The organism is Rhodococcus sp. MSC1_016, from assembly GCF_023667485.2.
Classification (GTDB): domain Bacteria; phylum Actinomycetota; class Actinomycetes; order Mycobacteriales; family Mycobacteriaceae; genus Rhodococcus_F; species Rhodococcus_F oxybenzonivorans.
Map to the genome: position 1 here is coordinate 1,266,767 of NZ_JAMOZI020000001.1, position 20,869 is coordinate 1,287,635.

Annotated in this window: 17 protein-coding genes, 1 pseudogene and 1 riboswitch; of the genes and pseudogenes, 15 read left to right on the forward strand and 3 right to left on the reverse strand. The window is 67.3% G+C overall.

Annotated features, from left to right (window positions below; translation table 11 throughout):
• Nucleotides 1–40 precede the first annotated feature (40 nt).
• The 8 genes from L1080_RS05800 to L1080_RS05835 all read left to right on the forward strand — a co-directional run bounded on the left by L1080_RS05800 (nucleotide 41) and on the right by L1080_RS05835 (nucleotide 7,077).
• Nucleotides 41–904 (forward strand): hypothetical protein, encoded by an 864-nt coding sequence (locus L1080_RS05800; RefSeq protein ID WP_250769036.1) that lies wholly within the window; start codon nucleotides 41–43, stop codon nucleotides 902–904.
• A complete protein-coding gene (locus L1080_RS05805; protein ID WP_159925707.1) occupies nucleotides 901–2,454 on the forward strand; it encodes a DNA polymerase Y family protein in 1,554 nt (517 codons plus the stop codon). The genes L1080_RS05800 and L1080_RS05805 overlap by 4 nt, the downstream gene beginning before the upstream one ends.
• Nucleotides 2,447–3,043 (forward strand): dihydrofolate reductase family protein, encoded by a 597-nt coding sequence (locus L1080_RS05810; protein WP_250769038.1) that lies wholly within the window; start codon nucleotides 2,447–2,449, stop codon nucleotides 3,041–3,043. The genes L1080_RS05805 and L1080_RS05810 overlap by 8 nt, the downstream gene beginning before the upstream one ends.
• Nucleotides 3,044–3,125: 82 nt before the next feature.
• Nucleotides 3,126–3,902, forward strand: a complete 777-nt coding sequence (locus L1080_RS05815; protein WP_250769041.1) for an alpha/beta fold hydrolase — start codon at nucleotides 3,126–3,128, stop codon at nucleotides 3,900–3,902.
• Nucleotides 3,903–4,046: 144 nt separating this feature from the next.
• On the forward strand, nucleotides 4,047–5,021 hold the full coding sequence (locus tag L1080_RS05820; protein WP_213577206.1) for a R2-like ligand-binding oxidase: 975 nt from the start codon (nucleotides 4,047–4,049) through the stop codon (nucleotides 5,019–5,021).
• 55 nt (nucleotides 5,022–5,076) lie between these two features.
• Complete coding sequence (locus L1080_RS05825) at nucleotides 5,077–5,580, forward strand: hypothetical protein (RefSeq protein ID WP_250769044.1); 504 nt, start codon at nucleotides 5,077–5,079, stop codon at nucleotides 5,578–5,580.
• A 10-nt stretch (nucleotides 5,581–5,590) separates the two neighbouring features.
• The gene (locus L1080_RS05830; protein ID WP_250769056.1) at nucleotides 5,591–6,169 is read left to right on the forward strand and encodes a YdeI/OmpD-associated family protein; all 579 of its coding nucleotides are present in this window, start codon (nucleotides 5,591–5,593) and stop codon (nucleotides 6,167–6,169) included.
• Nucleotides 6,170–6,198: 29 nt separating this feature from the next.
• The gene (locus tag L1080_RS05835) at nucleotides 6,199–7,077 is read left to right on the forward strand and encodes a sucrase ferredoxin (protein ID WP_250769059.1); all 879 of its coding nucleotides are present in this window, start codon (nucleotides 6,199–6,201) and stop codon (nucleotides 7,075–7,077) included.
• A gap of 10 nt (nucleotides 7,078–7,087) precedes the next feature.
• Here the strand turns inward: L1080_RS05835 and L1080_RS05840 are convergent, their stop codons facing one another.
• Both L1080_RS05840 and L1080_RS05845 read right to left on the reverse strand, forming a co-directional pair.
• Entirely contained in the window at nucleotides 7,088–9,082 is a 1,995-nt protein-coding gene (locus L1080_RS05840) for an SDR family oxidoreductase (RefSeq protein WP_250769062.1), read from the reverse strand.
• 32 nt (nucleotides 9,083–9,114) lie between these two features.
• Nucleotides 9,115–11,235, reverse strand: a complete 2,121-nt coding sequence (locus L1080_RS05845) for an MMPL family transporter (RefSeq protein ID WP_250769065.1) — start codon at nucleotides 11,233–11,235, stop codon at nucleotides 9,115–9,117.
• Nucleotides 11,236–11,320: 85 nt separating this feature from the next.
• Nucleotides 11,321–11,468: riboswitch (cobalamin riboswitch) on the forward strand.
• Between the two features lie 107 nt (nucleotides 11,469–11,575).
• Here L1080_RS05845 and L1080_RS05850 point away from each other — a divergent pair.
• The 7 genes from L1080_RS05850 to L1080_RS05880 all read left to right on the forward strand — a co-directional run bounded on the left by L1080_RS05850 (nucleotide 11,576) and on the right by L1080_RS05880 (nucleotide 19,815).
• Complete coding sequence (locus L1080_RS05850) at nucleotides 11,576–12,571, forward strand: ABC transporter substrate-binding protein (RefSeq protein WP_250769068.1); 996 nt, start codon at nucleotides 11,576–11,578, stop codon at nucleotides 12,569–12,571.
• The gene (locus tag L1080_RS05855; protein ID WP_250769071.1) at nucleotides 12,568–13,653 is read left to right on the forward strand and encodes a FecCD family ABC transporter permease; all 1,086 of its coding nucleotides are present in this window, start codon (nucleotides 12,568–12,570) and stop codon (nucleotides 13,651–13,653) included. The genes L1080_RS05850 and L1080_RS05855 overlap by 4 nt, the downstream gene beginning before the upstream one ends.
• Nucleotides 13,650–14,426, forward strand: a complete 777-nt coding sequence (locus tag L1080_RS05860; protein ID WP_250769074.1) for an ABC transporter ATP-binding protein — start codon at nucleotides 13,650–13,652, stop codon at nucleotides 14,424–14,426. Before L1080_RS05855 ends, L1080_RS05860 begins: the two co-directional genes overlap by 4 nt.
• Nucleotides 14,419–15,150: a (2Fe-2S)-binding protein gene (locus L1080_RS05865; protein ID WP_250769077.1), complete on the forward strand. Its 732-nt coding sequence runs from the start codon at nucleotides 14,419–14,421 to the stop codon at nucleotides 15,148–15,150. The genes L1080_RS05860 and L1080_RS05865 overlap by 8 nt, the downstream gene beginning before the upstream one ends.
• A gap of 141 nt (nucleotides 15,151–15,291) precedes the next feature.
• Nucleotides 15,292–18,546, forward strand: a complete 3,255-nt coding sequence (locus L1080_RS05870) for an error-prone DNA polymerase (protein WP_250769080.1) — start codon at nucleotides 15,292–15,294, stop codon at nucleotides 18,544–18,546.
• Between the two features lie 79 nt (nucleotides 18,547–18,625).
• Nucleotides 18,626–19,513, forward strand: a complete 888-nt coding sequence (locus L1080_RS05875; RefSeq protein ID WP_250769084.1) for a DUF4349 domain-containing protein — start codon at nucleotides 18,626–18,628, stop codon at nucleotides 19,511–19,513.
• Nucleotides 19,510–19,815 (forward strand): rhodanese-like domain-containing protein, encoded by a 306-nt coding sequence (locus L1080_RS05880; protein ID WP_159925735.1) that lies wholly within the window; start codon nucleotides 19,510–19,512, stop codon nucleotides 19,813–19,815. Before L1080_RS05875 ends, L1080_RS05880 begins: the two co-directional genes overlap by 4 nt.
• 45 nt (nucleotides 19,816–19,860) lie before the next feature.
• Here L1080_RS05880 and L1080_RS05885 read toward each other — a convergent pair.
• A pseudogene (locus L1080_RS05885) lies at nucleotides 19,861–20,820 on the reverse strand (TDT family transporter); the annotation flags it as partial.
• Nucleotides 20,821–20,869 lie beyond the last annotated feature (49 nt).

Here is a 20,869-nt window from a genome sequence, read left to right on the forward strand (position 1 = left end):
TCTGTTCGAGCCGCGTCTTCCCCGTGGTTGCCGACCGCTGTTGGTGCCGAGTGACAGGGGTGTCGAGTTGGCTGATGTGGCCGCAGTTCCGGAGTCTGCTGCGCCGCCGGAGTTATCGGGGCTCTCCCGTCAGGAGCGTCTGGACTTCCTCCGGCGAAGGATGGCGGCGGTCCCCGCTCGCGGGGAAGCGGTGGCGAATCGCGCTCCGATGGAGGGAGCGCTGCACACACCGGGCAAGTCTTCGGCCCCCGATTCGGACACGGCCGGGGTGCTCCCGGTTCCGGCTGCGCTGGCCGACCTTCTTCCGAGAGGCGGGCTGATGCGGGGTTCCGTGGTATCGGTTTCCGGTGCCACCTCGCTTCTGCTGGGGCTGGTCGCGTCGGTCACCGCAGACGGGGGACATGTCGCTGTGATCGGGCATCCCCAGCTCGGGTTGCTCGCCGCTGTCGAGATGGGGGCGCAGCTCGAACGCCTCGCTCTGATTCCCGACCCCGGAGCTGATCCGGTGGAGATCGCCGCGGTGCTGCTGGACGGTATGGATCTGGTGGTACTCGGCCTGGGTGGAGCCTCGGTGGCGCCGTCCCGTGCCCGCGCGGTGGTGGCCCGCGCGCGGAGCAAGGGTTCGACCCTGGTGGTCACCGACGGACACTGGGACGGTGCTGAGATGCGACTGGATGCCCGGGTCCGCGGATATGCGGGACTGGGCAAGGGATCTCAGGAACGGGGGTGCGGCCGGCTACGTTCCCTCAGCCTGGCGGTGTGCGCCCGGGGGCGGTCGTTTCAGCCGCGCACCACCCGGCTGGACGTGCGTTCGGCGCAGGGTCGAGTGGAGTGGGTGAGCACGCCGGACACCGGTCTCCCGGAGGGAGGCTTTCCGGAAGCGGCGGAAGTGGTGGGGCTATGAGCCGCGTAGTGGCGTTGTGGTGTCCCGACTGGCCTGCGGTCGCAGCTGCTGCAGCCGTGGACCTCCCGCCCACTCATCCGGTGGCGGTGACGTCGGGTAATCGTGTGGTGGCCTGTTCGGCGACGGCCCGGGCTGATGGGGTGCACCGGGGACTGCGTCGCCGCGAGTCCCAGGCCCGGTGCCCCCGGTTGCACGTGGTGACAGCGGATGCCGAGCGGGACGCGCGGTTGTTCGAGCCGGTTGCCGCGACCATCGACGCCGTGGCTCCCGGAGTCGAGGTGCTGCGTCCCGGGCTCGTGGTGTTGTCGGCGCGGGGCGTCAGCAGATACTTCGGCTCCGAGGAAGCCGCTGCGGAGCGGTTGGTGGACCAGGTGTCGGCTGTGGGGGTCGAGTGTCAGGTGGGCATTGCCGATCAACTGTCCACGGCCGTGATCGCCGCTCGCAGAGGGGTGCTCGTGCCTCCCGGCCGGGGAGCGGAGTTCCTGGCACCTCTGCCGATGAGGGAACTGGCTGCCGAACCCAGTCTCGCGGCAGCTCACCGTGGTGAACTGGTCGATCTGCTGCACCGGCTGGGACTGCGTACCATCGGCGCCTTCGCGGCGCTGCCGGCAGGTGATGTGGCGTCCCGTTTCGGAACCGACGCGGTGCTTGCCCATCGTGCGGCGCGGGGTGAGCCGGAGCGTCCCCCGTCGGCGCGATCGCTACCTCCCGACCTGGAGGTGGAAGAACACTGCGACCCCGTGATCGAACGGGTCGACGCCGCAGCGTTCGCAGGCAGGGCGTTGGCGGAGAAACTGCACCGCACGCTGTCCGACGCGGGGGTGGCCTGTACTCGGCTGTCGGTGTCGGCAATCACCGGCAACGGGGAGCAGTTGTCCCGGACGTGGCGATGCGCGGAGCCGTTGACGCCGGAGGCGACGGCGGACCGGGTGCGGTGGCAGTTGGACGGGTGGTTGACCGGGCGCAGCGAGAAGCGTCCCACCGCGGGTATCGCGGTCCTGCGGCTCGAGCCGGTGGAGGTGGTGGCTTCCGGCGCCCTGCAGTTGGGGCTGTGGGGTGGAGTCGGAGATCAGGACGAGAGGGCCCGGCGAGCCTTGGTGCGGGTGCAGGGACTTCTCGGCGGGGAGGCCGTGCAGGTGGGTGTTCTCAGTGGTGGGCGGGGTCCGGCGGAGCGCATCACCCTGCTGCCGTTGGGGGATGAGCTGATTCCTCGTTCCGATCCGTCGGAGCCGTGGCCGGGAACGCTCCCCGAACCGGCACCTTCCGCTGTGTTGACGGCACATCCCGAGGTCGGCATCGTGGACGCACGGGGTGCTGCCGTGACGGTCACGGAACGCGGTGTGTTCAGTGCGCCTCCCGCCCGGTTGCGCTGGGGGAGTAAAGAGTGGACGGTGTGCGGATGGGCGGGACCGTGGCCGGTGGACGAGCGGTGGTGGGATCCGCCGGCCGCCCGGACGGCGGCCAGGGCGCAGGTGCTGCTCGAGGAGTCGCGGGCACTGCTGGTGATCTGCACGGCGGATCGGTGGACGGTGGAGGGAATCTATGAGTGAGGTGTCTACGCCCGCAACTCGCCGGGTGATCGTGCAGGAACTGACCACTCTCGACGGGTTCGTCGCCGGGCCGTCGGGCGAGCTCGACTTCTTCGAGGCGGTGTCCGATTTCGGTGAGGTCGATCGGGACAACATAGATCTTCTCGCCGACGTGGATCTGGTTCTGTTGGGCCGCAACACCTATCAGATGTTCGTCGAGTACTGGCCCACCGCGGAAGGCGAGGTGGTGGCCGAGGTGGTGAACACGCTTCCCAAGCTCGTGTTCTCGTCCACCCTCGGCAGGGCGCCGTGGGGATCGTGGGAACCGGCGCAGGTGTACGACGGGAACGTGATCGAGCGGGTGCGGCAGTTGCTGCGGGAGCCCGGTGGTGACGTGGTCGTGTGGGGGAGTATCACCCTGGCCAAGTCGCTACTCGCGGCAGATCTGGTCGACGAGATTCAGTTGCGCGTGGTGCCGGTGCTGCTGGGGCGCGGGCAGCGTCTCCTCGACGAGGACACCGGGATGCACGCCCTCACGCTCCTCGAGGCCAAGGGTTACGAGTCGGGGATCGTGACGCTGCGCTATCGGGTCGTCCCCGCCACACCGTGAAACCCAACTTGTGAACGGACCGCCCGTACGGCTCGGGAGGTCAGGGCGGGCCGACGCGGCCGTCCGCCTAGGCTTACTCCTCGTGGAGACGAGCAGGACGACCGCGACCCGCACCGGTGTCGCCCTCGCGTACCGCGACAGCGGAGTGCGCAGTGGCCCGGCCGCTCATCTCGTGCCCGTGGTTCTCGTGCACGGAATGGGCGGTGACGGCGGAACATGGGATCGGTTCACGCGGGCGCTGGTCTCCCGCGGGCGCCGGGTCGTCGTGCTCGACCTACGGGGACACGGTCGCAGTGCCCGCGCTGCGTCGTACCTGTTCGAAGAGTTCGGTTCCGATGTGGTGGAAGTGTGCGACAACCTGGGCCTGGCGCAGGTCGATCTCGTCGGTCATTCGCTCGGCGGTCATGCCGCCTCACTCGCAGCCCAGACCCGCCCCCAGTTGGTGCGGCGGTTGGTCATCGAGGAGGCCCCACTTCCGCTGCGGCCCGGTGACCCGGAGCAGGTCTTCTCGAACAGGCTGCCGTCCCTGCCGGAGCTGTGGCATGCGACGACGAGCCTGATCCGGCACCCGCGGGCCGTGATCGCCTTCGACCGGTCGATGACACGCTCGGCGCTCGAGCAGTTCCGCCGACCGGACCCGTTGTGGTGGGACCAGCTGCCACGGATCGAGGCGGACACACTGATCCTGCGCGGCGGTCCCGGCGGGATGGTGGATGCCCGTCGACTCGAATCCGCAGTCGCCGCGATACCGAGATGCCGGGTGGTGGTTTTCCCCGGGGGACACAGCATTCACCGTGATCGGTACGACGAGTTCGAGGCGGCGGCGATGCCGTTCCTGATGGAGTCCGAGCCGAACTGAGCGTGCGCTGTTCACCGTCGGCCGGATTCAGACAAAAGTCCGCAAATGTAAACCCGCAGCGGCCTGGGCAGGACTAGCGTGGAGTAGAAGCGGGGGCTCGGACCCGGCTGCACAGGTATTTGTACATCGGGAAGAAGGCACGAGATGTCGACGATCACACCCGGACGACCGTACGCACCCGGCAGGGAGGGGTTCAGTTCGCTCCGCTCCGGCGGCCTGAACTGGGACGCCTTTCCGCTGCGACTGTTCACCAAGGGGAATGCCAAGTTCTGGAATCCCGTCGATCTCGATTTCAGCCGGGATGCGCAGGACTGGGAGGAGTTGAACAGCGAGCAGCAGCGGAGCGCGACGTACCTGTGCGCGCAGTTCATCGCCGGTGAGGAGGCGGTCACCGAGGACATTCAGCCCTTCATGAAGGCGATGGCCGCAGAGGGCCGGTTCGGTGACGAGATGTACCTGACTCAGTTCTGTTTCGAAGAGGCCAAGCACACGCAGGTGTTCCGGTTGTGGATGGACGCGGTCGGGCTCACGCAGGACCTGCATCCGTTCGTCGCCGACAATCCGTACTACCGCCAATTGTTCTACGAGGAGCTTCCCGGATCTCTGGGCGTTCTCGAGACGGATCCGAGCCCCGCCAACCAGATTCGCGCCAGCGTCACCTATAACCATGTCATCGAGGGCAGTCTTGCGCTGACCGGGTACTACGCGTGGCAGAAGGTGTGCGCGACCCGCGGGATACTTCCCGGCATGCAGGATCTCGTCAAGCGGATCGGCGACGACGAACGTCGTCACATGGCCTGGGGAACCTTCACCTGCCGACGGCATGTCGCGGCCGACGACAACAATTGGAATGTGGTGCAGGAGCGGATGGCGGAGCTGATGCCGATGGCACTGGGCATGATCGATTGGGTCAACGCACAATTCGAGGTTCAGCCGTTCGGGCTCGACAACGACGAGTTCCTGGCCTACGCCGCGGACCGTGCGCAGCGTCGCCTCTCGGCGATCGAGTCGGCACGCGGCCGGCCGGTCGAGGAAATAGACCTCGACTACTCCCCGGAGGTGCTCGAGGAGCGGTTCGGCGAGGAGGACGCCAAGGCGCTGACCGAGGCAGCAGGTTGACCGGACTCGGACGAAGGGACGATCAACCGTCGGGTATCCATGGGAGGATCTGGCCATGGCGCTCACCTCGCTCGACCGCAAGCTCCTCGGCTGGTCTGCCGCGTTCGTGATCTCACAGGCGAATATCGCCCGACTGCTCGGTCCTGCTGCCCCCCGGGTGGCCGAGATTCAGACGGCGCGATCCGCCCGGGACTACACCGCGATCCTCGACGGCATGGACGCCACCGAGACCGCGCGATATCGGAGTCATTACTACCCAGACTTCATCCATCCCGCCATCTACGCCGTCGCTCTGCGTACGGGTGCGCGACGGCTGGCGGAGTTGACGCCGTTGTCGCCCACCACGCGCAAGATGCTGGCGGCTGCGCCGGTCGTAGCCGCGGCCGGTGACTACGTCGAAAATGTCGTCGGCCTGCATATGCTGACCCATCGGGAGCACATCACCGATGCCACCGTCCGCGCCACCTCCGCGGTCAGCATCACCAAGTGGGTGCTGGCCCTCGGCTCGCTTGCGTATCTGTCGCAGGGTTTCGTGCGGGTGTGGGCACGGGGCCGATAGATACCGGCGCATGAGTGCAGCAGAGTTGCCGGTCGAGTACTTCACCGGGCAGATCGAATTCCGCCAGTGGCTCGCAGTTCATCACGCCACCAAACCCGGTATCTGGCTGAAGATGGCGAAGAAGGGATCGGCCCACTCGTCGATCACCTACGACCAGGCACTCGAGGTGGCGTTGTGTTACGGCTGGATCGACAGCCAAGTCCGCCGGGTCGACGAAAATTTCTATGTCCAACGGTTCACCCCACGATCGGCGCGCAGTCCGTGGTCGAAACGCAACCGCGAATATGCCGAGAAACTGGAAGCCGCCGGGGCCCTCGAGGCTGCCGGTGCGGCGGAAGTGGAGAAGGCCAGAGCCGACGGGCGGTGGGACCGTGCCTATACCGGACAGAAGGCGGCTGAAATCCCGGAGGACTTCCTTGCCGCCCTCGCGCAGAATCCGGAGGCCGAGGCGTTCTTTGCGACGCTGAACAGCCACAACCGCTACGCGGTCATTTACCGGTTGCAGGACGCGAAACGTCCGGAGACGCGTGCCCGGCGCATCGAGAAGTTCGTTCAGCAGTTGTCGGAACGGCGCAAGTTCCACGACTGAGCGAAAAATCGGCCTGACACAATGGCCTCGTGAACGACACGATCACCTCTACTGCCTGCTCCGCGCTGTCCGCCGCCGACGAACCCCTGCCGGGAACGGCGGCGCACGTCACGGGCTGGGTGTGTCTCGAACACCCGGGTGCGTGGGGCCGGGACGTGGTGGACGGCACCGCGCTGGGCAGCGAACTCGCCGGGGAACTCGACGCCCGTGCGAAGGCGGCCGGAGTACGGTTCATGTTCATCCGCCGGCCGGGACGAAGCACGACCGATCCGGCGAGGCGCACAGTTCTCCTTGCACACTCGCACCCCGCGTCGGCCTGGTGTGAACGCCTGGACATCGGCAGTCCGGCCGACCTCCTCGACCTCGACCTCGGTGCGGTCGCTGGTCCGGCTCCGCGGTGGGGGGAGCCGGTCGCGGAGCCGGTGGTGCTGGTGTGCGCGCACGGTAAACGGGATCAGTGCTGTGCCGTCCTGGGGCGGCCCATCGCCGCCCGGCTGTCCACAGAGTTCGGCGACACCGTGTGGGAATGCTCGCACACGGGAGGACACCGGTTCGCGCCGTCGATGATTCTGCTGCCCACCGGATATACGTACGGCCGGCTCTCTGCGGAACAGAGCGTCGAGGCGGTGCGCGCCGCCGCCCGGGACGAGGTGTACGCGCAGGGACTGCGGGGACGAAGCTGCTGGGACGAGCGGGGCCAGGTTGCCGAGCTCGCGGTCCGGGAGCTGGTGACCGCGGGCCCGAACGAGCTGGCGGTGGACGGGGCGTCGGTGGTCACCCACATCGACGGACGCCGGTGGTCCGTCGATGTCGAGGAGCGGGAACTCGCGCCCAGGCCGCCCAGTTGCGGAGCCGCACCGAAACCGGTTCGTCCCGTCGTCGCCACCGGGGTACGCCCGCTGGCCTGACCGAGTGCGCTCACCAATGGGCGCCGGGTACCAGCCTTCCGACCTTGCGGGCGGCGCGTCCCCACGGTGTCGACCTGTGCGCACGTACCCCGTCGGTTCGTGGAGGTTCGGGTGTCCTCTGGGTGACGCTCTGTCCCTTGGCCGCCGGCGAGTCGGGGAACATGCGATACATCTGATGCATCATCCTGTCTTTGACGGCAGGCGCGAACATACTGCCGAGTTCGCCGAGAGTGCCGCTGGGGACATCGATGCGCTTCGGCCGCTCGACCAGGGCCCGGACCACCATGGCCGCCGCCTTCTCCGGTGAGGTGATGGGTCCCACGTTGTAGTTGCCGGTCGGTGCGATCATCGGCGTCTCGACGAGTGGCATGTGGATGGTGGTGTACGTGATGCCGTCGGACAGTGTTTCAGCGGCCGCGACATCGGTGAACCCGTCGAGCGCCGCCTTACTGGCTACGTAGGCGGCGAATCGGGGCGTTGCCCCCTGGACCCCGGCGCTGCTGATGTTGACGATGTGCCCGAACCGGCGTTCACGCATCTGCGGAAGGAACGCGAGGACGAGTCGAACGGCGCCGAAGTAGTTGACGGCCATGGTGCGTTCGAAGTCGTGGAACCGCTCGGTCGAGCGGTAGAGGCCCCGCCGGATCGACCGGCCGGCATTGTTGACGAGCATGTCCACGTGACCGTGCTCGGTGAGGATCGCGGCGACCGTGCGTTCGACCGACGTCTCGTCGGTGATGTCGCACGGATATCCGAACGCCGCACCGCCCGCCGCGCGAATCTCCGCGACCACGGCATCGAGTTCCTCGGTACGTCTCGCGAGGAGAAGAACTTTCGCGCCCTTGCGGGCCACGGCGATCGCCGCGCTGCGACCGATCCCGGAGGAGGCCCCGGTGATGACGACGTGCCGTCCCATGAGCGGTCCGCCGGGATGGGAGCGGCGGGCCCGATGGGGATCGAGATGGTTCTGCCAGTAGGTCCACAGCGCCTTCGTGTAGGAGGCGAAGGGCGGAACCTCGATTCTCTTACCCTGCAGAGCCTTTCGCGTTTCTTCGTTGACGAAGACGGTAGGCAGCGTCATGTTCGCCACGAGCACGGGCGGGATGCCGAGCCCCTCGAGGACCAACTTGCGGCCCGTGTCGAGAGTCGAGTCCGGGGTGGGTGCCAGAAAGGGGCGGACCAGTCCGCCGGGCAGGCTCGCCGCCGGGCGCGGGGCACCGGCGGCCTTGGCGAGCCCCGCGTAGATCTCGCGGACCGGCTGCGGGCGCGGATTGACCAAGTGGAACACCTGACCGTCGCGGTCCGGTGCCGACATCAGCTCCACGATGGCCGCCGCCACATAGTCCACGGGAACGACGTTGGTCGATCCGATGTCGGGGACAGCCACCGGGAGTGCGGCCGGGAGCTTGGCGAGAGTCGAGATGGCGGGGAACAGGTAGTACGGTCCGTCGATCTTGTCCATCTCACCGGTGACCGAACTGCCGACCACCACGGCCGGGCGGTAGATCCGCCAGCGCAGTCCCTCGCTGTCTCGAACGATCTTCTCCGCCTCGAACTTGGTGCGGTGGTATGGCGTCGGAAAACTCTGTCCCCGATTGAAATCCGACTCGGCGAAGGTGCCCGCGTAATCGCCCGCGACCGCAATCGACGACACGTGATGAAGGGTTGCGCCCAGCTCTGTCGCGAGGGCGGCCACCGCGCGCGTGCCGTCGACATTGGTCGACGCCTGCTCGTCGCCGACGGTGAGGTCGTAGATCGCGCCGAGGTGCAAAACGTGCTGGGCCGCCGGCACCGCGGCGAGGCCGAGGCCGGGCTCGGTCAGGTCGCCGATCAGCGGATGCACACGATCGCCGCCGAGCATGCTTTCGGTGAGGGCGTCGAGTTTGGTGAGCGAGGAGGGGCGGACGAGGACGTGTATCTCTGCTGTGTCATCGCGGTCGAGGATCAGAGGCAGGACGTGTCGACCCAGAAATCCGGCTCCGCCCGTGACGAGGTAGGTGGCCATTCCCCGAACTTACTCCGAAGTAAGATGATGCACTAGTGACGGATTCCGACCTTGGAATGGACCTTCGTCATCCACGCCGGAGCCCACCAGTTGGCCGGACCCATCAGCTTCACCAGCGACGGCACGAGCAACATGCGCACCACGGTGGCGTCCACGAGCAGCGCCACGATCATGCCCACTCCGAGGAACCGCATGATCGACAGGCCGGACACGGTAAATGCTCCGGTGACCACGACGAGCAGCAGAGCGGCCGCGGTCACGATCCGCCCCGTGCGCTCCGTTCCGAAGCGCACCGCTTCCTCCGTGGTCGCCCCCGCCGCGTGCGCCTCCACCATCCGTGACATCAGGAACACCTCGTAGTCGGTGGACAAGCCGAACACGACCGCGAGGATCAGGACGACGAACGTCGCCTCGAGCGGTGCCGGACTGACCCCGAGCAGGCTCGCGCCGTGACCGAGCTGGAAGATCCAGGTCAGGACGCCGAAGGTGGCGGCCAGGCTCAGTCCCGCCATGGCCACCGCCTTGAGCGGCAGGACCACCGAGCCGAACGCCAGGAACAGCAGCATCAGCGTCGACAGCACCATGATCGCCATCATCGCGGGCAACCAGCGGACGATCGCCGCGTTGCTGTCGTCGACGGTGGCCTGTCCACCGCCGACGAGGAGTTCGGTCCCTTCCGGTACTGCGATGTCGCGCAGGGCCGCGACCGCACCACTCTGGTCGTCGCTGTCGACGCCCTCCGCGTATACCGCCTGGACGGCGACCAGTTCACCGTTCGACGCCACGACAGTGGCCGCACCGATGCCCTCCACCTGTCCGGCCTGTTCGGCGACGGCGGCACCGTCCGCGGCAGTCGGTCTGCTGCCGTCCGTGCCTCGCAGAATCAGGGTGGCTCCGTTGCCCGTCGTCGGGAACTCCTGGGTGAGTGTGTCGGTGGCGATGCGCGCAGGGTCGTCCTCGGGCAGCGCGGTGTACGTGACCTCTCCGAGGGAGGCGCTGAGCAGGGGAGCTGCCAGAACGAGAAGTCCGGCGACGATTCCGACCGCGATCGCGGCCGGCCTGCGCATCACCCACGTGACGACGGACCCCCAGAACGTGCGGGCCCGCGCTTCGCTGCGCTGGGCTGCGTCCTTGCGCCAGCTCCCTGCGTTGATGCGCGGGCCGAGGATCGCGAGGAGAGCCGGGACGGCGGTCAGGGACAGCAGCGCCGCACTCGCGACCGCGGCCATGGCACCGAATCCCAGCGATGCGATGACGTCCTGGGGAAACACGAGCATGCCCGAGAAGGCGCACACCAGCAGCAGTCCGGAGAACAGAACAGTGCGGCCGGCCGTGAGCACGGTGCGCCGGGTGGCCTCGGCAGTGTCGGCGCCCGACTCCAGTTCTTCACGGAAACGTCCGACGACGAAGAGCCCGTAGTCGATGGCCAACCCGAGACCGAGCAGAGAGGCGACATTGATCGCGAAGGAGTTGACGTCGGTGAACAGGGTGAGCACCCGAAGGGTGGCCAGCGCGCTGAAAATGGAGAGCAGTCCGACGAAGACGGGTACGGCCGCGGCGACCACGCCGCCGAAGAGGAAGACCAGCAGGACCAGTGTGATGGGAAGCGCAATCGCCTCCGCCAGCACCAGATCCTGCTGGAGCCGGTTGTTGAAAGCCACACCCACCACCGAGTTGCCCGCGAACTCGGTGTCGATGCCCTCGACCTCGAGCTTGGGGAGCAGACGGTCGAAGGCGGCCACCGTGATTCCGGCTTCGGGGTCGACGGTGACCGCGGCCGACGCCTTGGTGCCGTCCTCCGACACCATCCGTTGCTTCGTCGTGGTGTCCGCGGACCAGTATGAGGTGATCTTGTGTGTGGGGACCTCGGCGGCGAACCGCTCGAGGTCGGCGGTCACCTCGGGACCGATGTCGTCGAGCGTTCTCCCTTCGGGCGCGGTGTAGACGACGATGATGTCCGCGGTCTGCGGACCCAGGTTGGCCTCGACGATCCTCGCCACTTCAGCGGACTCGCTGCCCGGGTCGGTGTAGCCGCCCGAGCCCAGTTTCGCGAACACCCCCGTACCCCAGACGCCGCTCACCAGTACGGCGGCCACGGCAAGCACCAGAATCCACCATCGCCGGGAAACAACGGTCGAGGCCCAACGTGTCATGCGTCATCTCCGGGTCGTGGTCGGCATTGTGCGACTGCCGACTGTAGTGCGGGTGCGGCGGTGAGCGGCGGTGGTGTGATCCGGCTCCCGCGCCATGATGCATACTCGGATGTGCACGTGCAGCCACAGACATGGGGGAAGCCGGTCCGAATCCGGCGCTGACCCGCAACGGTGGGCCATCGGAGTATTTTCCGGTGGCGAGCCCGATTACCCGGTGTGTGGTGTGCGACATCCATTCGTCGTGGTCTACGAAGCGGAGTCCCGCAGGCGCACCGCGACTCCGGTCGTGGAGTGACCTGCACGACTTTCATTCGTGGCTCTGAGCCGCAATGAGGTTTACATGCACCGTCCGTTGTTCCGAAGGTCCGGATTGCTCACCGCCGCCGTGGCAGTGCTGCTCGCTGCCGCCTGCTCGCGTGGGGAACCTGGCCCGGGCACTACTTCCGCCGAGTCGTTCACCGCCGCGGTGACGATCACCAACTGTTCGCTCGCGCAGAGCTTCGATGCACCACCCCAGCGCATCGTCAGCATGAACGATCATGTCACCGAGGTTCTGATCGAGATGGGTGTCGGCGACCGTATCGTCGGCACCGGGTATGGCGACGCCACCCCGCTACCCCCATTCGCCGAGGAATTCGCGAAGATCCCGCATCGGTCGAAGGAGTATCCGACGCGAGAGCAGTTGCTCGACCTCGAGCCAGACCTGGTGGTGGGGGGAATGCGGAGCGCATTCGACGAGAAGGAGGGGCGTTCACGAGAGTTCCTCGCCGAGCACGGCATTCCCACGTTCCTGTTCTCCGAGTACTGCGGGCAGGGCTTCCCCGACATCGCCCTGATGCGGGACGACTTCACGCAGCTGGGCGAAATCCTCGCAGTTCCAGACAGGGCGCGTGCGATCAGCGACCGAGTGACGTCCGCATTGCAGTCCGTGCGCGCGACACTTGCGGGCAGTACCGCCGTCCCGGTGTTCTTCTACGATTCCGGCGAGGACGTCCCGCTGACTGTCGGCGGTGTCGGAATCGGTCAGCTCATCGCGGACCATGCGGGTGCCGCGAACATCTTCTCCGACGGGCAGAAACCGTTTTCGACGGCCACCTGGGAGATTGTCGGAGAACGCAGTCCCGAGGTGATCGTCGTCCTCGACTACGGCGCGACGAGTGCGCAACACAAGATCGACTTCCTGACCGCACACCCGATCATGTCGGCGACCCCTGCCGTAAAGGCAGGCCGCTTCGTCGTCGTACCGCTCGACGACTTCTTCGAGAGCCCCCGCCTGGTGCGGTCGGTCGAGACCATCGCGCGCGCCGTCCATCCGGGCGCCTTCTCCGCGCGATGACGGCGCTCACCGAACGGACCGAGGTGCGCCCATCCTCGCGGTCAGCTCGTTCCCCTCTCGGATTTGCCGGGCTGATCGTACTTCTGGTGCTGACCACGCTGTTCGTGATCGGGCTCGCCGTGTCGTTCGGTTCGGTGCGCATACCGGTGGGTGACGTCTGGGCCATCGTGGTGAACCGGATGCTGCCCGGTGTGTTCGACGTCTGGTGGTCGCAGGCACGGGAATCCATCGTCGTCGGTTCTCGTCTGCCGCGGGCATTGACCGCGGCGACGGTGGGCGCCGCGCTGGCACTGTCCGGTGCGGTGGCGCAGCTCGTGACCCGCAATCCGCTGGCCGACCCATACCTGCTCGGCGTGTCCTCGGGTGCCGGTTTCGGTGTCGTGATCGTGACGGTGCTCGGGTTCGGCGCCGGAATGCTCGGGGTCTTCACCGTTCCCGTGGCGGCGTTCGTCGGCGCGATGGTGCCGTTGTTCCTGTCGCTGGCAATCGGCGGACGGTATCCGCAACCCACTGCGATCATCCTCGTCGGTGTCGCGCTGGCACAGGTCTTCTCGGCACTGATCACCTTCTCGCTTCTCGTGCTCGCCGACGAACGACAACTCGGTTCGGTGATGCATTGGCTCGCAGGCGGATTCGGTGACGCGCGCTGGTCGACGATGATCTTTCCCGTATCGGCGCTCGCGACGGTCGGCACTGCCATGCTGTGGAGTGCCCGCCGGATCGACGTACTGCAGACCGGGGACGACGGAGCGACCGTGCTCGGCATGAACGTGCCCCGCTTCCGGATCGTCCACCTGCTGGGAGTGTCACTACTGGCCGGCGCTGCAGTCTCGGTCGCAGGGGGTATCGGCTTCATCGGCCTCCTCGTGCCACACCTGGCCGGCTACGTCGTCGGTATCCGCGCCGCCCGGTTGCTACCGGTCGCCGCGCTGCTCGGTGCGATCGCCATGGTGGGAGCCGACACCGCGGCACGGTCGATCTCATCGAGCCTCGAGGTGCCGGTCGGTGTGGTCACTGCGCTCGTCGGCGCCCCGCTGTTCGTGTGGATGCTGCAGCGCCGGTACCGACGGGCCGAACGATGAGCGGGCTGGGCGTGCAAGGACTCCGGGCCGAACTCGGGTCACGCGACGTGCTGCACGGGGTCGACTTCGCTGTCCGGCCCGGCGAGATGCTCGGTCTGGTAGGGCCCAACGGGTCCGGCAAGACGACGGCGCTGCGCTGCTGCTACCGCGCGGTGTCCGCCACCGCGGGCGCCGTCGTCGTCGGCGGGGTGAACGTTGCCGACCTGGCGCGGCGACAACTCGCCCGCACGGTCGGGGCGGTTCCGCAGGAGCCGCAGTCGTCGGCGGGGGTGACGGTGCGCGAGTCGGTGTCGCTGGGCCGGATTCCCCACCAGGGTTGGTTCGAGCGCGACAGCGCCGCCGACCGCGAGATCGTCGACAGGTGCCTGCAGCAGGTGGGGTTGGCGGAACTCGCGGGGCGCGACGTGCAGGCGCTCTCGGGAGGTGAGCGTCAACGGGTGGCGATCGCGCGGGCGCTCACGCAGCAACCGCGCGTCCTGCTCCTCGACGAACCCACTAATCACCTCGACCTTCGTCATCAGTTCATCCTGATGGAATTGCTGCGCGATCTCGCCGCCGGCGGACTCGCACTCGTGGTGACCATGCACGATCTCAGGTTGGCGGTGCAGTACTGCGACACGCTGGCGGTGATGCAGCATGGACGGGTGATCACCGCCGGCCCACCTCCCGACGTCCTCGACGACACGGTGCTGGGCGAGGTGTTCGGAATCCGCGCCGTTGTGCGGTCGGGGCCGAGGCGGTCGATGGACATTCTGGGGTTGGCCGATGGATGAGCACCTGGCTCAGACGTACGCGCTGACCGCCCGTCGGGTTCCGCTGCTGGCCACCTGGACGGCGCTTCCCGACGGCCGCTCGTTTCCGGCAGCAGACATGGCGGACGCCGAGTGGATGGCCCACCGGCTTACGGACACCGCGCGCCGGTGGGGCAGTGGGAATCCCCGGGTCAACGGCATCCTGTGGTGGTATTCGGCCAGTTCCACCCTGACCGGGATCCCGATCGCGACGGCCCTCGTCGCCGGTGTCGCTGCCTGCCCTCGATTGGAGGGCGCCCGGGCGTTCCTGACCGGCGATGGATACCTCGGCGGTCTGACGGCATCATCGGTGCTGCCGGTGGCGGATCTGGCGTCGGAACTCGCCGGAACGTTGACCGTTCTCATCGACGCACTGGCCGAGGCGTCCGGGGTGCGGCGGGCAGTGTTGTGGGCGATCACCACCGATTCGATCGCCAACCGCGCGCTCGACGCCGGCGACGGCATCGGTGATCGTGTGAGAGGGAGCATGTTCGCCCGGCAGCTCGTCGACGCCATGCGTGCCGACGGGACGGTACTGCCCCGGCCGCGGTTCGTCGACGTGCATGCCGGTGCGGTGACCCGCCGGTTCACGCAGCGGGCGTCGTGTTGCCTGATCTACGAGACCCCCGGGTCGGCCAAGTGTGTGAGCTGCCCGCGGAGGCCGGCCGAGGATCGTCTGAGTGGTCTGGCCGCGCTCGTGACCTGACTCCGGTGGCCCGCGTTGACCTGCCCGCGAGTGTGATGGCACACTGAGAGTGTTCGAACGCGCGTTCGAATGATGCGTCTTCCCCAGTGGCATCTTCCATGGTTTCGGCACGGCACGTGCGCGGCATGAAGAGGTGTAGTAGTGGGTTGGGGCAACGGTCCGCCGTCGTGGTCGGAGATGGAGCGGGTCCTGTCGGGCAGGCCCGGACGCGTCGACCCGCAGTCGCTGTATCCGGGCGACGGCAGCGACAGTCCGGCGTGGTCACGCAAGCGGGGAGAGTATCGGGCAGGCGAGCAGATACGTGCCGGCTCCACCGTCCCCTACGCCGAATTGCACGCGCATTCGGCGTTCAGCTTCCTCGACGGTGCCTCCCCGCCGGAGGAATTGGTGGAAGAGGCGGTCCGACTGGGTCTCGAGGCCATCGCGCTCACCGATCACGACGGGTTCTACGGTGTGGTCCGGTTCGCGGAGGCGGCGAAGGAATTGAACATGCGCACGGTGTTCGGTTCCGAGCTCACCGTGGGCGACGCCCATCTGCTGGTGCTCGCACGAGGGCAGGAGGGGTATCGCCGTCTGTCTCGGGAGATCGCGGCAGCGCACCTGGCGGGAGGCGAGAAAGGCAAAGTTCTCTACGACATGGACCGGCTCGCCGATGCGGCGGGAGGTCATTGGCAGATCCTGACCGGTTGCCGCAAGGGGCACGTGCGTCAGGCTTTGGCCCACGGCGGTCCGGACGCGGCGGCCCGCCGGTTGCGCGAGCTGATCGACCGGTTCGGGGCCGAGCGGGTCACGGTGGAACTCACACACCACGGCATTCCGGAGGACGGTGAACGCAACGACTGCCTCGCCGAACTCGCGCAGCAGCACGGACTGGGTGTAATAGCCACCACTGCAGCACATTTCGCGGCCCCCCCGCGCCGGCGGCTGGCGATGGCGATGGCCGCGGTCCGGGGTCGCCGCAGCCTCGACGACGCGGCCGGGCAGCTACCTCCGACGGGCGGATCCCACCTGCGTTCCGGCGAGGAGATGGCCCATCTCTTCGCCGCGTACCCGGAAGCGGTCAGCGGTGCGGCGAAACTCGGGCTGGAATGCGCCTTCGACCTCCGGCTCATCGCACCGCAGCTACCACCCTTCGACGTGCCCGACGGCCACACCGAGGCCAGTTGGTTGCGTCAGCTCACGATGGAAGGGGCGCGCCGCCGTTACGGTGCACCGGAGGACCACCCGCAGGCGTACCGGCAGATCGAGCACGAGCTCGACACCATCACGACGTTGAACTTCCCTGGTTACTTCCTGGTGGTCCACGACATCGTGTCGTTCTGCAAGAACAACGACATCCTCTGTCAGGGAAGGGGTTCGGCGGCCAACTCGGCGGTCTGCTATGCCATCGGCATCACCAACGTCGATCCTGTGCGCAACAAATTGTTGTTCGAACGTTTTCTCTCACCCGAACGCGACGGCCCGCCGGACATCGATGTCGACATCGAATCGGACCGCCGCGAAGAGGCCATCCAGCACGTCTACGCGAAGTACGGGCGGCAGTACGCGGCGCAGGTGGCCAACGTCATCACGTACCGGGGGAAGTCCTCGGTGCGGGACATGGCACGGGCCCTGGGCTTCTCGCAGGGCCAACAGGATGCGTGGAGCAAACAGGTCGATCGCTGGGGAGGCGTCGGAAAGGGGAAGGGCACCGACATACCCCCTGCCGTGCTCGAACTGGCGGCCCAGATCGAGGGATATCCACGGCATCTCGGCATCCACTCCGGCGGCATGGTGATCTGCGATCGGCCCATCGCCGACGTGTGCCCGGTGGAGTGGGCGCGCATGGAGAACCGCAGCGTCCTGCAATGGGACAAGGACGACTGCGCGGCGGTGGGTCTGGTGAAGTTCGACATGCTGGGACTCGGCATGCTCTCCGCCCTGCACTACATGATCGATCTGGTGGCCGAGCACAAAGGGATCGAAGTGGATCTGGCGCAACTGGACCTGTCCGAGGAGGCCGTCTACGACATGTTGCAGCGGGCCGACTCGGTCGGGGTGTTCCAGGTGGAGTCGCGGGCGCAGATGGCCACCCTCCCGAGGCTGAAGCCGCGGAATTTCTACGACCTGGTGGTGGAGGTGGCTCTCATCCGGCCCGGACCCATCCAGGGTGGTTCGGTGCATCCCTACATCCGCCGTCGCAACAAGCTCGAACCGGTCACCTACGACCACCCGTCGCTGGAGAAGGCACTCGAACGCACCCTGGGTGTGCCGTTGTTTCAGGAGCAGCTGATGCAGGTAGCGGTCGATGTCGCGGGGTTCACTCCGGCCGAGGCCGACCAGCTTCGCCGGGCCATGGGGTCCAAACGCTCGACGGAGAAGATGGAACAGCTGAAGGACCGGCTCTATCAGGGCATGCGGGACGTGCACGGAATCGGTGGCGACGTGGCCGACCGGATCTATGAGAAGCTGTACGCCTTCGCCAATTTCGGTTTTCCCGAGAGTCACTCGCAGAGCTTTGCGGCGCTGGTGTTCTATTCGTCGTGGTTCAAACTGCATCACCCGGCCGCATTCTGCGCAGGTCTGCTGCGGGCACAGCCGATGGGGTTCTACTCGCCGCAGTCGCTGGTGGCCGACGCCCGACGGCACGGTGTGCGGGTGCACGGTGCCGACATCAACGCCAGCCTCGCGCACGCCACCGTCGAGGCCGGGGGCATGGAAGTGCGGCTCGGTCTCGGAGAGGTGCGGCACATCGGTACCGCACTGGCCGAGCGCATGGTCGAAGCCCGGAACGACGGGGGTCCGTTCACCTCCTTCCTCGATCTCACGGGCCGGGTGGAACTGAACACTGCCCAGGCCGAGTCGCTCGCCACTGCAGGGGCCCTCGACAGTTTCGGCATCACCCGGCGGGAGGCGTTGTGGGCCGCGGGCGCCGCGGCAGGGGAGCGGCGTGACCGGCTTCCCGGAATGGGGGCGTCCACTCGGGCGCCGACCCTGCCGGGAATGAGTGATCTCGAACTGGCGGCAGCGGATGTGTGGGCCACCGGAGTGTCCCCGGATACCTATCCCACCGAGTTCCTGCGCCCGCAACTCGATGCGCTCGGGGTGATTCCGGCAGCCCGGTTGCTGCAGATTCCCGACGGGGATCGGGTCCTGGTGGGCGGTGCCGTGACACACAGGCAACGCCCGGCGACTGCAGCCGGTGTCACGTTCATCAATCTCGAGGACGAGACCGGGATGGTCAATGTGGTGTGTTCGGTGGGGCTGTGGGCGAAGTACCGGAAGCTCGCGAACACTGCACCTGCGCTCCTGGTGCGGGGCAAGGTGCAAAATGCGGAGGGGGCCGTCACGGTGGTGGCGGATCGCCTGCAGTTGATGGACTTGCGGATGAAGGCCAAGTCCCGGGACTTCCGCTGAACGCGCTCGGTGATCGGGCGCGGGCGCATGTCGTCGTCGATCGTCAACCGGGCCTTCGGCACACCGCTAGCATTCGGGCATGAAGAGATACGTTCTGTCGGCCATCGTCCTCATGTCGCTGGGGCTCGCGGGGTGTGGCGGTTCCGACAGCGACTCTTCCCAGCCCGCGCCGGTGCCCGGCGACAGCAGGTCGCTGGAAGCCGGGGGTGCGCTGCAGGCGCCCGCGAAGGATCAGGCACCCACCGAACGGCAGGAAATCATCACCGGCCAGGTATCGATCACTGCCGACGACCCGGTTGCGGTGGGCAGGCAGATCGTCGACAAGGTCGATGCGGTGGGTGGTCGCGTCGATCAGCTCACCGAGCAGCCCGGCTCCGAGGATCAGGATGCCAGCAGTTCCCTCACCATCCGTGTGCCCGCCGACGACCTCACCCGCACGCTGGACGATCTGCGAGAACTCGGCAAGGTCACCAGCGTCAGCGTCACCAAGAGCGATGTGACGATGCAGTCGCAGGATCTCGATGCCCGGATCGGTGCATTGACAGCGTCGGTCACCCGGCTCCAGGGGCTCATCACGTCGGCTGCGAACACGGCCGATCTGATCGAAGCGGAGAGGGCACTGTCGGAGCGGCAGGGTGAACTGGACAGCCTGACCGCGCAGAAGCGGTTGCTCAGCGATCAGATCGCACTCGCCACCCTCACGATTGACGTCACCACCACTGACACGGAAAGACCGAGCTCTGGCCCCGACAACTTCTGGGAGGGTCTCGTCGCCGGGTGGCATGCTCTGCTGTCGGCGATCAAGGGTGGCGCGGTGGTCGTCGGAGCGCTGATTCCCTGGTTCGGTTTCGTGGCCGTCATCGCACTGGTCGTCTACGGCGCGTACCGTCTGCGCCGGATGTACAACACGCCGCGCCGGCCCACGACCGGTACGGCGCCGCAGAAAGAAGAGGCGAACACAGAATGATCGAAGTCGACCTGTCGGCGTTGGACGAGGCGTTGGCGTCAGGCGCCCCCGTCATCGACGTGCGTGAAGCCGACGAGTACGCGCAAGTGAGGGTGCCGGGCGTGACCCTCATCCCGTTGAGCGAGTTCGTCTCCCGGGTCGGGGAGATACCCGACGCCGATGTGGTGTACGTGATCTGTGCGGTCGGTGGGCGCAGCCTGCAGGCCGCTGAATACCTGAACGGTCGAGGAATCAACGCGGTGTCCGTCGCCGGCGGCACCTCGGCGTGGTTGCAGTCGGGACGACCTGTCGAAACCGGTTAGCGCACGCTCGACCAGCAGTCGATGCAGGTAGCGCAGCGTGCGGAACACCACGACGCTCCAGATCAGAAGCAGCGCACACCACAGCATCGTTGCCGCGCCCACGATCACCGTCGAGTGCATCGCGCTGCCCAGTGCGTTGGCGCCCAGAGCGCAGGTGCCGACGGGAAACGTGAAACTCCACCAGGCGGGCGTGAAGTCGAGTCCTCGGTGGAATGCCCGCGCCGTCACCGTGATCACGGTTGCGAGGGCGAGAACACCGCCCGCGCCCACGGTAGTTCCGTAGACGACGCCGACCGTGTGGAGCCAGGTGTGCCCGGACGCGGCGCCGAGTAGGTTGATCGCCGCGACCGACTGCCCGATCACGCCCAGCGGTATCCACAAGGTCGGGACGAGTGCGGTGCCCGGAAGGCCGTCGCGTAGCAACTGCCGGCCGACGACGACGGTGACCGCCACTGCCGCCGTGAGAGCCAGCGCGAACAGTGCGTAGCAGAACACCAGCAATGTGATCTGCGGCGCGCCTTCCGGGAGATGCCGGACCAGTGCGGCGCCGCCCGAGGCGGACACCATCGGGGGAACCACCGGCAGCAACCACGACGGCGTGGGCGTCACCCGGTACGGCTGCAGCAGTCGGCCGGCCATCACCGTGTAGGTGACGACGCCGACGATCGTCCCGATCGACCACAGTGCTGCCGCCACGGTCACCGACAGTTCGCCGAGACGGTGGTGACCGGCCGAGCCGGTGGCAGCGCCGACCGTCGACATAGCCATCGACACGGCGCCGTAGAAGGGGAACATGGTGTGGCTGCGGACGTCGGCCAGGGCCTGGTCGCGACACCGGAACCAGTGGCGCCCGAGAGCGGTGGCCAATGTGAGAAGTAGCGCGGCGGCGAGCAGCCAGAACACCTCGGACACGCCGCGTACGCCGGGAACCTCGGTCGGCAGCGAGGCGGCCACCACCGCGACGATGCCGGTTCCCATCACTGCTGCGAACCAGTTCGGCGTCATGCTCACAGCCTGCCGAGTACCTGTCGTCGCCGGTAGAAGGCTTGCGGTT

Bases quoted from the DNA above. Each gene is read 5' to 3' on its own strand.
- L1080_RS05805 (WP_159925707.1), top strand. From the start codon at position 901: ATGAGCCGCGTAGTGGCGTTGTGGTGTCCCGACTGGCCTGCGGTCGCA.
- L1080_RS05810 (WP_250769038.1), top strand. From the start codon at position 2,447: ATGAGTGAGGTGTCTACGCCCGCAACTCGCCGGGTGATCGTGCAGGAA.
- L1080_RS05820 (WP_213577206.1), top strand. From the start codon at position 4,047: ATGTCGACGATCACACCCGGACGACCGTACGCACCCGGCAGGGAGGGG.
- L1080_RS05825 (WP_250769044.1), top strand. From the start codon at position 5,077: ATGGCGCTCACCTCGCTCGACCGCAAGCTCCTCGGCTGGTCTGCCGCG.
- L1080_RS05830 (WP_250769056.1), top strand. From the start codon at position 5,591: ATGAGTGCAGCAGAGTTGCCGGTCGAGTACTTCACCGGGCAGATCGAA.
- L1080_RS05840 (WP_250769062.1), bottom strand. From the start codon at position 9,082: ATGGCCACCTACCTCGTCACGGGCGGAGCCGGATTTCTGGGTCGACAC.
- L1080_RS05845 (WP_250769065.1), bottom strand. From the start codon at position 11,235: ATGACACGTTGGGCCTCGACCGTTGTTTCCCGGCGATGGTGGATTCTG.
- L1080_RS05850 (WP_250769068.1), top strand. From the start codon at position 11,576: ATGCACCGTCCGTTGTTCCGAAGGTCCGGATTGCTCACCGCCGCCGTG.
- L1080_RS05855 (WP_250769071.1), top strand. From the start codon at position 12,568: ATGACGGCGCTCACCGAACGGACCGAGGTGCGCCCATCCTCGCGGTCA.
- L1080_RS05860 (WP_250769074.1), top strand. From the start codon at position 13,650: ATGAGCGGGCTGGGCGTGCAAGGACTCCGGGCCGAACTCGGGTCACGC.
- L1080_RS05865 (WP_250769077.1), top strand. From the start codon at position 14,419: ATGGATGAGCACCTGGCTCAGACGTACGCGCTGACCGCCCGTCGGGTT.
- L1080_RS05875 (WP_250769084.1), top strand. From the start codon at position 18,626: ATGAAGAGATACGTTCTGTCGGCCATCGTCCTCATGTCGCTGGGGCTC.
- L1080_RS05880 (WP_159925735.1), top strand. From the start codon at position 19,510: ATGATCGAAGTCGACCTGTCGGCGTTGGACGAGGCGTTGGCGTCAGGC.